This window comes from Plantactinospora veratri (assembly GCF_036421995.1).
GTDB lineage: Bacteria > Actinomycetota > Actinomycetes > Mycobacteriales > Micromonosporaceae > Plantactinospora > Plantactinospora veratri.
Window position 1 is genome coordinate 234119 of record NZ_JAZGQL010000001.1, and the last position, 12496, is coordinate 246614.

A 12496-nucleotide genomic window follows, 5' to 3' on the forward strand; every position below is an offset into this window, starting at 1 on the left:
ATAACGGGCGAATCACTTCGGGGGCCGGCATTGAAACGATCGTGGTGGGTCGGGGCTGTCGCCCCGGTCACGGATCGCCGCCCGCCGGCAGGGTTCGACCGGCGCCGCACGTCGGTGAGGTATTGACAGGTGCTCATGGGTGCCGCTATTTTCGGCGGGCATGTCTTGAAACGATTCACAGACTGCCGAGTCGAACCGGAGGTCGCCCATGTCCCGGAAGTCGTCGACCAGACACGACCGCCTGCTGGGCGCCGGCACCGCGCTCGCCCTGCTGGTGGCGCTCGGCGCGGCAGCCAGCCCCGCCGCCGCGGAACCCTCGGCGACCGCCGCCGGCCCGGGAACCGTCGCCGGCTCCCCGACCGGGCGGGCCGCGCAGGTCGAACCGACCGTGGTCACCAGCTTCGACACCAGTGCCGCCGGGGGTGGCGCCCGGCCGCTGCTCGGCGACGTGACCGGGGACGGCCGGCTGGACGTGGTGATGATGCAGCCGCACTACACCGCCGACGACCGGTACGAGGGCGCGCTGGTCGCCGCACTGACCGCGTACGACCTGGACGGGCGGCTGCTCTGGCAGGCCGGCACGGTCGACCCGCGCGGGCGCAACAACGGCAGCGACATCCCGGCGCAGGTGCACGACGTCGACGGCGACGGGGACAACGAGGTCGTCGCGATCATGCACCCCGGCGGCGACACCACGGCCGAGGGCCGGTTCATGGTCTTCGACGGCCGGACCGGCCAACTCGTCCGGGACTTCGCCCTGCCGGACCGGCTCGCGCACGACGCGATCATCTTCGCCAACCTCAGCGGCGGGAACACCGCCCGGGAGATCGTGCTCAAGGACCGCTACGACACGGCCTGGGCGTTGGACAACCAGGGCAACCTGCTCTGGACCCACCGGGGCAACACCGGCCACTACCCGTGGCCGTACGACTTCACCGGCGACGGGCGCCAGGAGATCATGGTCGGCTACGACATGCTGAGCCCGGACGGCGAGCTGCTCTGGCGGCACCAGGGCGACGGGCACGCCGACACCATGTGGATGGCGGACATCACCGGCAACGACGAGCTGGAACTGATCCTCGGCGGGGACGCGGCGGTGGCGCACGACGGGCGTACCGGTGCGGAGATCTGGCGCAACGCCGACATCGTCGAGACCCAGAACATCATGACCGGCGACTACCTGCCGGAACTGCCCGGCCTGGAGTCGCTCGGGCTGGACCGGATCGACCGGACCGCGCAGGGCTACGACGGACTCTTCCTGCTCGACGAGCAGGGCCGGCACGTCTGGCGGGAGACCCGCGAGACCCGGGGCTGCTGGGGCTCGATCCCGGAGCCGATCCACAACTGGACCGGCGACTACAGCGATCTGATCATGGTGTGGAACCGGGGCTGCGGTGAGCCAACCACCATCATGAACGGCGCCGGTGACGTGATCAGCACCCTCGACTCCGGCGCCCGGCTCTGGCACGCCGACTTCTGCGGCGACGACAAGGAAGAGGTCATCGAGTACGTACAGGGCCGGTCCGTGACGATCAAGAGCAACGGCCCGTGCGACCTGGCCGCCAAGGTGACCGGGCACCCGCTGCCGCAGGCCAAGCGACTGTCCAACTACACCCGGTACACCGCCGGGGACAGTCCGGTGACGCTCTCCGCCGGCCGCCCCACCGGCACCAGCGGGGCACTGCCCGGCCAGCCCGGAGGGCTCGCCGTGGACGGCGACCCGGCCACCGCCTGGCGGGCCGCCTCCACCGGTACCGGCCAGAGCTGGCAGGTCGACCTCGGCCGCTGGTACACGCTGACCGGGATCGAGCTGACCTTCCCCGCCACCGACCTGCGGGACGCCTGCACCCGTACCCTCTCCGGCCGGCACACCGGGCCGCTGACCGTACCCGCCGGGGTGACCTGCCTGGCCCCCGGCGCGACGGTGACCGGCCCGGTCACCGTGCTGCCCGGCGCCTCGCTGGCCGCCACCGACGCCACCGTGACCGGCCCGGTCTCCACGCTCGGCGCCCGGTCCGTGCAACTGCGCGGGGTGCGGATCACCGGCGCGCTCTCGGTGGTCGGCACCACCGGCCGGCTGGTGGTCACCGGAAACCAGCTGACCGGGCCGGTCAGCCTGGTCGGCAACCGGACCGGCGAGACCCCGGTGATGCTCTCCGCGAACACCGTGCGCGGCGCGCTGGCCTGCGCCGGCAACCTGCCGGCCCCGGTACGCGACGGCGGGCCGAACACCGTCGCCGGGCGGGCGGCCGGGCAGTGCGCCGACGTGCCGGCCGGTGACCCGCACGGCGCCGAGTTCCGGTACGGCTACCTGGTGGAGACCTCCACCGACGGGCAGCACTGGGTACCGGTGCTGGACCGCACCGACAACACGCTGACCAGCTCGACCCAGCGGGGCCTCTTCACCGGGCTCGGCAGGCATGTCCGGGTCACCGTCACCGACCTGCCCGAGGTGCCGTACGCCCGGGCCGGGCTGGCGGAGGTGGCGGTGCTCGGCAACCGCTGAGGGAGATCCATCGACGAAACAGCGCCGGATTGGCCGCCAGGATAGCGGCCAATCCGGCGCTTTTTGCTGGTCGAGTCGGGTATCAGACCAATGTTCCTGACTGGTCACTCAGATTCGGAATGATGTCTGACATTGACATCGATCATCATCTGAGGGGGCGGACATGGGACGGCAGGTGGCGATGCGGGCTCTGCTGGTGGCCACGCTGGGCGTGACGGGGGTGCTGCCGCCCGCCCCACCGGTCGCCGCCGCACCATGGCCGGCCCGACCGGGCGGGGCCGAGGCGCGGGCCGCCGTCCCCGACACCTGCCCGGACGGCGGGACCGGCTGCGTGGACGACACGATCGCGCGACTGCGGGAGCGGTTCGCCGCGCTCGGGCAGTCCTGCGACCACCACGCCACCTTCACCCTCGCCTACCTGCGGACCACCCAGGGCTTCAAGTGGGGGCGGGACCAGGCCGGATACTTCGCCGACAACACCTGGGTCAACCGCGAGGGCGCGCTCTTCGCCGAGTACTACTACCGGGCGTACGACGACTGGGCCGCCGGGCGGCGCTCCGCCGTACCGGGCGCCTGGCTGGCCGCCCTGGACGCGGCCCGGTCCCGCCGGCTCAGCGGGGCCGGTGACCTGATGCTCGGGATGAACGCGCACATCAACCGGGACCTGCCGTACGTGCTCGAACGGGTCGGGCTGACCGCACCGGACGGCAGCAGCCGCAAACCCGACCACGACAGGGTCAACGAGATCCTGGCCGCGGTGATGGACCCGCTGCTGGCCGAACTGATCGCCCGGCTCGACCGGGACGGCTTCGAAACCGGCATCCCGACCAGCGCCGCCCTCGGGCTGCTGGTCAGCTGGCGGGAGCAGGCGTGGCGCAACGCGGTCCGGCTGGCCGGTGCCCGCACCCCCTTCGCCCGGACCCTCGTCGAACTCGACATCGAGTCCAGCGCGGTGGCGATCGCCACCGGAATCGCCACGCTGACCAGCTACGTCCCGCCGTTCACCGGGCCGGGACCCCGGGCCGCGCACTGCGCCGAGCGGCACGACAGCGCGCCGCCGGTGGCGTACCCGTTCGGCGTGCCACCGGCGTACTGAGTCTCCGGTGCCGCTCCGGTACCCGAGCACAACTGATCGGCCGGTTTAAGTAGCGCGGCCGAGGCAAACCGCCGACCGGGGATCGGAAGGGGTATCCGGTGGCGGGAATCGGGCGGGCACCGCGGCAGTGGGCCGGGCGGCGGTGATCGTCCGGGCGGTGCTCATCCTCGTCGCGGTGGCCGGCGGCGCCTTCGTGCTGAGCCTGCTGCTCGGCCGGGCGCTGCGGCCGATCGGCCGGGGACACCGGCTCCGGAACTTCCTCCAGACGGCCCAGGTACGCGGCCAGCGGGCGTTCAGCGTGCTGTCGATGGCGCTGGCGGTGTACTACGCGCTGCCGGCGACCGGACTGCCGGCGGAGACCCTGGAGCACCTTCGGCACTGGGACCTGCTGGTGGCGATCGGCACGGCCGGCTGGCTCACCACCAAGGTCCTGCACGTCGTCGAGGAGTCGATTTACCGGCGGCACCCGCGTACTCCCACCGACGAACGCGTCCGCCGGACGCACACCCAGGTCCGGGTGGTCCGGCGGGCGACCGTGGCGCTGGTCGTCCTGCTCACCATCGGCACGATGCTGCTCACCTTTCGCCCGGTCCGGGTCCTCGGACTGTCCCTGCTCGCCTCCGCCGGGGTCTTCGGCCTCGTCATCGGAGTCGCCACCCGGCCCATGATCTCGGCGGCCATGGCGAGCATCCAGATGGCCTTCACCGACGCGCTGCACATCGACGACGTCGTGGTGGTGGACGGGCAGTGGGGCCAGGTGGAGGAGGTCCAGTTGACGCACGTGGTGATCCGCACCTGGGACGAGCGCCAGCTCATCCTGCCCAGCACCTACTTTGTCAGCAAACCCTTCGAGAACTGGACCCGGTTCGGCGCCAGGGTGGCCGCCGCGGTGGACCTGGTGCTGGACTACACGGCCGATCTGGAGGAACTGCGGGCGGAGGTGGGGCGGCAACTCGCGACATCCTCGCTCTGGGACCGCGCCGGCTGGGGACTCCAGATGACGGACATGTCCGAGCAACACGTGACGGTCCGGATCACCGTCACGGCCGAGGACGGCCCGAGCGCGTGGAACCTGCGGTGCGAACTCCGGGAGGGGCTGGTGAGGTTCCTCCGGGACCACCACCCGCAGTGGATGCCACGCCGCCCGCACTACGAGGCCTGACCGTGAACGTGGCGGTCGGCTCAGGCGGACTTGCGGGGCGCCTTCTTCGGGGCGGCCTTCTTCGTCGCGGCCTTCTTGGCCGTACCCGACTTGGCCGCCGCCTTCTTGGCCCCGGCGGCCTTCTTCGCCCCGGTCGACTTCTCCGCCGTCTTCCCGGCCGCCTTCTTCGCGCCGGTCGCCTTCTTCGCCGCCGCCGCCTTGGCGGACTTGGCCGACGAGATCGGGGTGGGCTGGCCGGCACCGGCCCCGGCCGGCTCCTCGCCCCGGGCCGCCCGGGCCCGGTCCACCGACGCCCGCAGCGCCGCCATCAGGTCGACCGCCGCCGCCGGTGCCTCCTCGACCTCCTCCGGCTGCACCACCTCCCGGCCCTCGACCTTGGCGTCGATGACCTCCTGGAGGGCGGCTCGGTAGTCGTCGGTGAAGACGTCCGGCTCGAACTCGCCGGCCATCGAGTCGATCAGGGAACTCGCCATCGCCAGCTCCGGCGGGCGTACCTTGATGTCCTCGTCCAGGAAGCCGAAGTCGGGGCGACGGATCTCGTCCGGCCAGAGCATGGTGTTGAGCAGCAGCACGCCCTCCCGGACCCGCAGGGTGGCGAGCTGTTCCCGCTGCCGCAGCGCCACCTTGACGATGGCCACCCGCTCCGAGTCGGTCAACGCGTCCCGGAGCAGCACGTACGGCTTGGCGGCCGCACCGTCCGGCTCCAGGAAGTAGGCCTTGTTGTAGAGGATCGGGTCGACCTGCTCGGCGGGGACGAACTCCAGCACGTCGATCGCGTGCGAGGTACTCAACGGCAGCTCGGCGAAATCCTCGTCGGTGAGGATGACCATCTCGCCGCCGCCGATGTCGTACCCCTTGGCGATGTCGTCGTAGCTGACCTCCTCGCCGTCGATCGAGCAGACCCGCTTGTACTTGATCCGCCCGCCGTCGGTCCGGTGCACCTGGTGGAACCGGATGTCCTTCTCCTCGGTCGCCGAGTAGACCCGTACCCCGATGGAGACCAGTCCGAACGAGACCGCTCCGCGCCAGATAGCCCGCATGATCTCGACCTTTCCCCTCTCCGGGCGGATATTCACCCCGTCGAGTGAAAGTGCCCCCGAGCAGCGGGTATCCCGCCGTTTGCCGGTGGGCGACGACCCGTTCGATCCAGGATCGCACCGGATCGAACCGGACGCGAGTGTTTCGGCGTGGACCTAGAGTGAGGATCGTGCCCGGCACCCCGGTCAAGCCGATGCTCGCGGTCACCGGGGAGCTGCCCGCAGGCCCCGGCTGGGTGCATGAGTTCAAGTGGGACGGGGTGCGGGCCGTCTCCGACTTCGCCGGCGACGAGCTGCGGCTCTACGCCCGCTCCGGGGTGCAGATCACCGCCGCCTATCCGGAACTCGCCCCGCTGGGCGCCCAGCTCGCGCAGCGCGGGCTCGCCGACGCGGTACTGGACGGCGAGGTGGTGGTGCTGACCGAGTCGGGGCAGCCGTCGTTCACCGCGCTCGCCGAGCGGATGCACGTGCGGGAGCCGGCCCGGGCCGCCCGGCTGGCGGCGAGCCTGCCGGTGACGTACATGATCTTCGACCTGCTGCGGCGCGACGGGACGGACCTGACCGGGTGGCCGTACCAGCGCCGCCGGGAGGCGCTGGAGGCGCTCGGCCTGGCCGGGCCGCGCTGGGCGGTGCCGCCGGTCTTCCCGGACGGCCGGGCCACCTACCAGGCGGCCGGCGAGCACGGGCTGGAGGGCGTGGTGTCGAAACGGGTCGACGCGGTCTACCGGGCCGGGGTCCGCTCGCCGGACTGGGTGAAGGTGAAACTGGAGGTCACCGACGACTTCGTGGTCGGCGGCTGGCGGCCCGGCGTACGCCGGATCGGCGGGCTGCTGGTCGGGGTGCCGGCGCCGGACGGCGGGCTGGTCTACCGGGGTCGGGTCGGCGGCGGCATCGGCGCGGCGATCGAGCGGGAACTGCTGGCCGTGCTGGAGCCGCTGCGCACCGGATCCTCGCCGTTCGTGACCCCGGTACCCCGGGAGGATGCCCGGGGCGCGATCTGGGTAACTCCCCAGATCGTGGTGGAGGTGAAGTACGGCCAGCGCACGCCGGACGGCCGGCTGCGGTTCCCCCGGATCCGCCGGCTGCGCACCGACAAGACTGTGGCGGACGTCGATGGCGCGTGAACAGCGGGTACGGGTCGAGGTCGAGGGCCGGAGCCTCGAGCTGTCCAATCTGGACAAGGTGCTCTATCCGGCGTCCGGGTTCACCAAGGGGGAGGTGATCGACTACTACACCCGGGTCTCCGAGGCGCTGCTGCCGCACCTGCGGGACCGGGCGCTGACCCGGATCCGCTACCCCAACGGCGTCGACGGGAACTTCTTCTTCGAGAAGAACGCCCCGGCCAGCACCCCGGACTGGGTACGCCTGGAGCGGCTGCCCGCCCCCGGCTCCACCAAGGGCCGGGAGATGCTCGACTACGTCGTCTGCGACGACCTGCCGACGCTGGTCTGGCTGGCCAACCTCGCCGCGTTGGAACTGCACACCCCGCAGTGGCAGGTCGGTGCCCACCCCGACCTGATGGTGATGGACCTCGACCCGGGCGCCCCGGCCGGGCTGGTCGAGTGCTGCGGGGTCGCGCTGCTGATCCGGGAACGCCTCGCCGCCGACGGCATCGCCAGCTATCCGAAGACCTCCGGCAAGAAGGGCATGCAGCTCTCGTGCCCGGTCTCCGGCGGGCAGTCCGCCGACGTCGTCTCCGGGTACGCCCGCCGGATCGCCGAGGAACTCGCCCGCGAGGCACCGAAGTCGATCACCGCTCAGATGGCGAAACGGCTCCGCCCCGGCAAGATCTTCATCGACTGGAGCCAGAACAACGCGGCGAAGACGACGGTGGCGCCGTACTCGCTGCGGGCCCAGCCGACGCCGTCGGTCTCCACCCCGCTGACCTGGGCCGAGGTGGAGGCCGCCGCCGACGGGGAGGCGGGCGCCGTCCGCCAGTTCCCCGCCGCCGAGGTGCTGGACCGGATCGAGGAGTACGGCGACCTGCTGATCGAGCTGCTCGACGGCGGCCCGGAGCTACCCGTCCGGTGACCCCGATCCCGGCCGCAGGGCCGGTGAAGCCGAGGTGAAACCGGCGGCTGCCACCCTCGACCTCGTCGTGTCCGGCCGAGGCACCCGGGGGGAAGCGTGCCGTACTTCAAGGCGGAGCCTGCCGTCATCCGCGAGTTCGGCGCCGAGATCGCCGGCCTGGTCGACGACGCCCGGGCCGCGCAGCGGTACAACGAGCGCTGGCTGGAGATCAGCGGCGCCCGGGGCCCGCTCTACCAGACGGTCTTCGACGCCGTCGCCAGGGTCAAGGGGACGCTGACACTCTCCTACGCCCAGCTCGCGAACGTGCTCACCCTCTCCGCCGAGGAGGTCGACCGGGCCGCGGACTACTACCAGAACACGGACGTCGCGTCGGCCGAGAAGTTCGACCGGACCTACTGAGCGGGCCGCGGAGAGGAGCAGGACCGGCATGGCCGCACCGATGGACGACCTGATCGAGCCGAAGCCGCAGGACCCGATCCCGGACAGCATCGAGAACGTACTCGGCCTACCGCAGTACATCAGTCCGTCGTACTGGCTGGGGCGGGCGGCCGAGTTCGTCTGCGGCACCAACCCGTGGCAGTGGCTCGCCGAGGAGTTCACCGGCGACTGGCAGGCGTTGCAGACGGCCGGCCGGGCGGTGCAGAACCTGGCCGGGTTCAACGACGCCTGCGCCAGCGCCATCAACTCCGCCGTCGCCACCGTCGGGTACGGCTGGGAGGGGAACGCGGCCGACGCCGCCGACGAGTACTTCAGCGAGATCGTCCGGGTACTCAGGGGACAGATCAGCGCCCTGGTCTCGCTCGGCCACCAGCTCGAAACGACCGCGTTCAGCGTGTACGAGACGGCCGGCGCCCTGAAGGGGCTGCTGGAGGGGCTGACCGACCTGCTGATCGCGATCGGCGTCGAGATGGCGGCGACGGCCGCGTCGGCGCCCACCGTGATCGGCCCGATCCTCGGCGGCGCCGGCATCGCCTTCACCGCCAGCCAGGCCGTGGCGAAGTGGCAGCAGATCCTCAGCGTGCAGAACCACATCTGGAACATCGTGCAGGCGTACACCGGGGGTGGTCGCCGGGCTGCTCGGCGAGGTGGAGAACGCGAAGCTGCCGTACCTGCCGGCCCGGGAGTACGACCACCCCGCGGTGCGGCCGCCGCAGCAACCACCCGTTTCCCACCACCGGGACTGAGCCGGAGCCGGAAGAGCCGATGACCCGAGACAACGAGGAAGAACCGCTGATCGACGTCGCCGGAGGCGACCCCGCACTCTCCCGGCGCCTGCGCGAGTCGCTGAGGATCCTCGGCGAGGAGACCGACGACCCGGAGTTCCGCCGGCTGGTCGCCGACGTGCTCGACGGCCGGCGCGGACTGCGCGAGGTGGTCACCTCGCCGGTCTTCGCCTCGGTGCTCGACGCCCGGGTGGACCACTTCGTCCAGCGCTGGGACGAGATCCCCGAAGAGGAGCGGGCCGAGCTGGCGGCACAGGGCGAGCGGGAGCACGCCGCGCTGCGCGAGCGGCTGGAACGGGAACGCCGCGACCGCGAACGCTGGCGCCGCGACCACCCCGACGGCTGGTGAGCCGGATCGTGGGTCGCCGACGGCGCTGCCGGTTCCGTTCAGTCGACGCTGGGCAGCGAGGGGCCGAGCACGTCGTCGGCGTCGACGATCGTGTACGCGTACCCCTGCTCGGCGAGGAAGCGCTGCCGGTGTGCGGCGTACTCGGTGTCGATGGTGTCCCGGGAGACCACCGTGTAGAAGTGCGCCTGTCGGCGGTCCGCCTTCGGCCGGAGCACCCGGCCGAGGCGCTGCGCCTCCTCCTGGCGCGACCCGAAGGTGCCGGAGACCTGGATCGCCACCGCCGCCTCCGGCAGGTCGATCGAGAAGTTGCCGACCTTGGAGATGACCAGGGTGGAGATCTCGCCGGCCCGGAACGCGTCGAAGAGGCGCTCCCGCTCCTTGTTGGTGGTCGAACCCTGCACGATCGGCGCGTCCAGCGTCTCGCCCAGCTCGTGCAGTTGGTCGATGTAGCCGCCGATCACCAGCACCTGGTCGGCCGAGTGCCGCGCGACCAGCGCCTTGACCACCGGGAGCTTCGTCCGGGCGGTCGCCGCCACCCGGTAGCGCTCCTCCGGCTCGGCGACCGCGTACGCCATCCGCTCGGCGTCGGTCAGCGTGACCCGTACCTCGGTGCAGTCCGCCGGGGCGATCCAGCCCTGCGCCTCGATGTCCTTCCACGGCGCGTCGTACCGCTTCGGGCCGATCAGCGAGAAGACGTCACCCTCCCGGCCGTCCTCCCGGACCAGGGTGGCGGTCAGGCCGAGCCGGCGCCGGGCCTGGAGGTCGGCGGTGAACCGGAAGATCGGCGCCGGCAGCAGGTGCACCTCGTCGTAGATCACCAGCCCCCAGTCCCGGGCGCCGAAGAGGTCCAGGTGGGTGAAGGCGCCGCCGCGCCGCGCGGTCAGCACCTGGTACGTCGCGATGGTGACCGGGCGGATCTCCTTGCGCTCGCCCGAGTATTCCCCGATCTCCTCCTCGGTCAGCGAGGTGCGGGCGACCAGCTCCCGCTTCCACTGCCGGCCGGCGACGGTGTTGGTGACCAGGATCAGCGTGGTCGCCTTCGCCTCGGCCATCGCGGCGGCCCCGACCAGGGTCTTGCCGGCACCGCAGGGCAGCACCACCACCCCCGACCCGCCGGCCCAGAAGGTCTGCACCGCCTCCCGCTGGTACGACCGCAGCTCCCAGGCCGGCTTGCCGTCCGAGCCGCCGGTGGCCAGCTCGATCGGGTGCGCCTCGCCGTCCACGTAGCCGGCCAGATCCTCGGCCGGCCAGCCGAGCTTGAGCAGCGCCTGCTTGAGCCGGCCCCGCTCGGACGGGTGCACGACCATGGTGTCGTCGTCGACCTTGGCGCCGAGCATGCCGGCGAGCTTCTTGCTCTTGGCGACCTCGATCAGGACCATCCGGTCCAGCGCCCGCAGCACCAGGCCGTGCGTCGGGTGCGCGGCCAGTTGCAGCCGGCCGTACCGGTCCATGGTCTCGGCGACGTCGACCAGCAGCGCGTGCGGCACCGGATAGCGGGAGAACCGCAGCAGCGCGTCGACCACACCCTCGGCGTCGTGCCCGGCCGCCCGGGCGTTCCACAGGCCCAGCGGGGTCAGCCGGTAGGTGTGCACGTGCTCCGGCGAGCGCTCCAGCTCGGCGAAGGGCGCGATCGCCATCCGGCAGGCGAGCGCGTCGGGATGGTCGACCTCCAGCAGCAGGGTCTTGTCCGACTGCACGATCAGTGGTCCGCCGCTCACGCTCACGCCCTTCCGTCCCAGGTCGGGCGTCTCACGCGCCGACCCTCCAGTCTTGCACGATGGATAACGAACCGGAAAAATTCTTCACCTGGCGCAACCGAAGCGGTACTCCCGTGCGTCTAGCTGTCGACGGCTTCTGGGGAGGGCAGATGGTACTGACGCGTCTCGGCACCGGTCTGATCACTCTAGTGGCGGTCACCCTGTTCGGCGCCGGTGCGTGCGCGTTTGATCCGCAGTCGGACCAGTCGGGAGCCGCCGGGGGGCTCACGCCGGTCGGAGCGGAGAACGCAACGGGGGCGAGCGCGCCGCCCGCGCCGGACCAGGGAGCAGCAACCACCCCCAGCCCGCGCAGGCCCGCGCCGACGACGAAGGCGCCGCCGGTGAAGAAACCGGCGAAGAAGCCGGCCCGGACCGGTTCGCCGAAGCCGCCGGCCGGCTGCCCACAGGGGGAGCGGCAGCGCGAGGTCGAGGGCTACCTGGCCCGGCTCGGTGGATTCGGCGCCGTCACCGTCGACGGCCGGCAGTCGGCCGCCGACTGCGCCGCCATCAAGAAGTTCCAGCGCCGCTACGACATCCGGCCGGCCGAGGGCCGGGCCGGACCGACCACCGCCGACGTGGCGCGGCGACTGGCCCGCACCGACACCGGCAGGTGCAAGGCCGGCAGCGGGACCACCTTCTGCGTCGACCTGACCCAGCAGACCGTCTGGGCGATGCGCGGCGGCAAGGTGGTGATGGCGCCCACCGTCACCCGGACCGGCATGTCGGGGTACGCCACGCCGGCCGGCACCTACAGCGTCAACTTCCGCAACCCGAAGGAGTGGTCGGACCCGTACGAGGTGTGGCTGCCGTACTGGCAGCGCTTCGTCGGCGGGATCGGCTTTCACGAGACGACCACCTACCTGCACAACAAGGCGATCGGCTCGCACGGCTGCGTCAACCTGCTGCCGGTCGACGCGCGGCGGATGTGGCAACTCGGCAAGGTGGGGACCCGGGTGCACGTGCTGGGCCGCCGGCCGGGGACCTGACGCGACTTCGGCCGGTGAACCTGTCATATCGGTCCGCCAGGTGCGAGTCTGGACTCTCCGAACAGACGCCCGCGGCGGGAGGTTCGCAGATGACGGTCGACGGCGAGGTGAGGTCCGAGACAGACCCCCCGACCGCCCCCGGGCCCGTCCCGGCGCCCGTCTCCCGGGCCACCGTCGCCGCCTACGCGACCGTGGCGGTGCTGCTGGCCTGCTGGGTCCTCTTCGGCTGGCTGGTGCAGCAGCAGGGCTTCGTCAACTCGCTCGGCGAAGGGCTCGGCGCCGCCTTCACCCTGCTGCTCATCGTCTCCGTGGTCGGCTCGCTCCGGCAGCACCCCCGGGACTGAGCCGC

The 12496-nt window shown here is 71.8% G+C and carries 12 protein-coding genes; 10 read left to right on the forward strand and 2 right to left on the reverse strand.

Annotated features, from left to right (window positions below):
• Positions 1-208: 208 nt before the first annotated feature.
• The 3 genes from V1634_RS01025 (at position 209) to V1634_RS01035 (ending at position 4764) form a co-directional block, all read left to right on the forward strand.
• On the forward strand, positions 209-2506 hold the full coding sequence (locus tag V1634_RS01025) for a discoidin domain-containing protein (protein WP_331205807.1): 2298 nt from the start codon (positions 209-211) through the stop codon (positions 2504-2506).
• 163 nt (positions 2507-2669) lie between these two features.
• Entirely contained in the window at positions 2670-3602 is a 933-nt protein-coding gene (locus tag V1634_RS01030) for a DUF5995 family protein (protein WP_331205808.1), read from the forward strand.
• A 157-nt stretch (positions 3603-3759) separates the two neighbouring features.
• On the forward strand, positions 3760-4764 hold the full coding sequence (locus V1634_RS01035) for a mechanosensitive ion channel family protein (RefSeq protein WP_331205809.1): 1005 nt from the start codon (positions 3760-3762) through the stop codon (positions 4762-4764).
• A gap of 20 nt (positions 4765-4784) precedes the next feature.
• Here the strand turns inward: V1634_RS01035 and ku are convergent, their stop codons facing one another.
• The gene (gene ku / locus V1634_RS01040) at positions 4785-5804 is read right to left on the reverse strand and encodes a non-homologous end joining protein Ku (protein WP_331205810.1); all 1020 of its coding nucleotides are present in this window, start codon (positions 5802-5804) and stop codon (positions 4785-4787) included.
• Between the two features lie 167 nt (positions 5805-5971).
• On the opposite strand from ku, the gene ligD (V1634_RS01045) reads away from it, so the two are divergent.
• The 5 genes from ligD (V1634_RS01045) (at position 5972) to V1634_RS01065 (ending at position 9404) form a co-directional block, all read left to right on the forward strand.
• A complete protein-coding gene (gene ligD, locus V1634_RS01045; RefSeq protein ID WP_331205811.1) occupies positions 5972-6925 on the forward strand; it encodes a non-homologous end-joining DNA ligase in 954 nt (317 codons plus the stop codon).
• Positions 6915-7832, forward strand: a complete 918-nt coding sequence (gene ligD / locus V1634_RS01050; RefSeq protein WP_331205812.1) for a non-homologous end-joining DNA ligase — start codon at positions 6915-6917, stop codon at positions 7830-7832. Before ligD (V1634_RS01045) ends, ligD (V1634_RS01050) begins: the two co-directional genes overlap by 11 nt.
• A gap of 96 nt (positions 7833-7928) precedes the next feature.
• Positions 7929-8231: a type VII secretion target gene (locus tag V1634_RS01055; RefSeq protein WP_331205813.1), complete on the forward strand. Its 303-nt coding sequence runs from the start codon at positions 7929-7931 to the stop codon at positions 8229-8231.
• A 28-nt stretch (positions 8232-8259) separates the two neighbouring features.
• Entirely contained in the window at positions 8260-9039 is a 780-nt protein-coding gene (locus V1634_RS01060) for a WXG100 family type VII secretion target (RefSeq protein ID WP_331205814.1), read from the forward strand.
• Complete coding sequence (locus V1634_RS01065; RefSeq protein WP_331205815.1) at positions 9036-9404, forward strand: hypothetical protein; 369 nt, start codon at positions 9036-9038, stop codon at positions 9402-9404. Before V1634_RS01060 ends, V1634_RS01065 begins: the two co-directional genes overlap by 4 nt.
• Positions 9405-9442: 38 nt before the next feature.
• Here V1634_RS01065 and V1634_RS01070 read toward each other — a convergent pair whose 3' ends face one another.
• Entirely contained in the window at positions 9443-11122 is a 1680-nt protein-coding gene (locus tag V1634_RS01070) for a DNA repair helicase XPB (protein ID WP_331205816.1), read from the reverse strand.
• Between the two features lie 149 nt (positions 11123-11271).
• Between V1634_RS01070 and V1634_RS01075 the strand changes: the two genes are divergently transcribed.
• Both V1634_RS01075 and V1634_RS01080 read left to right on the forward strand, forming a co-directional pair.
• Positions 11272-12147, forward strand: a complete 876-nt coding sequence (locus V1634_RS01075; RefSeq protein ID WP_331206100.1) for a L,D-transpeptidase family protein — start codon at positions 11272-11274, stop codon at positions 12145-12147.
• 89 nt (positions 12148-12236) lie between these two features.
• Positions 12237-12491 carry a hypothetical protein gene (locus V1634_RS01080; RefSeq protein WP_331205817.1) on the forward strand — a complete coding sequence of 85 codons (255 nt, stop codon included), beginning with the start codon at positions 12237-12239 and terminating at the stop codon, positions 12489-12491.
• Positions 12492-12496 lie beyond the last annotated feature (5 nt).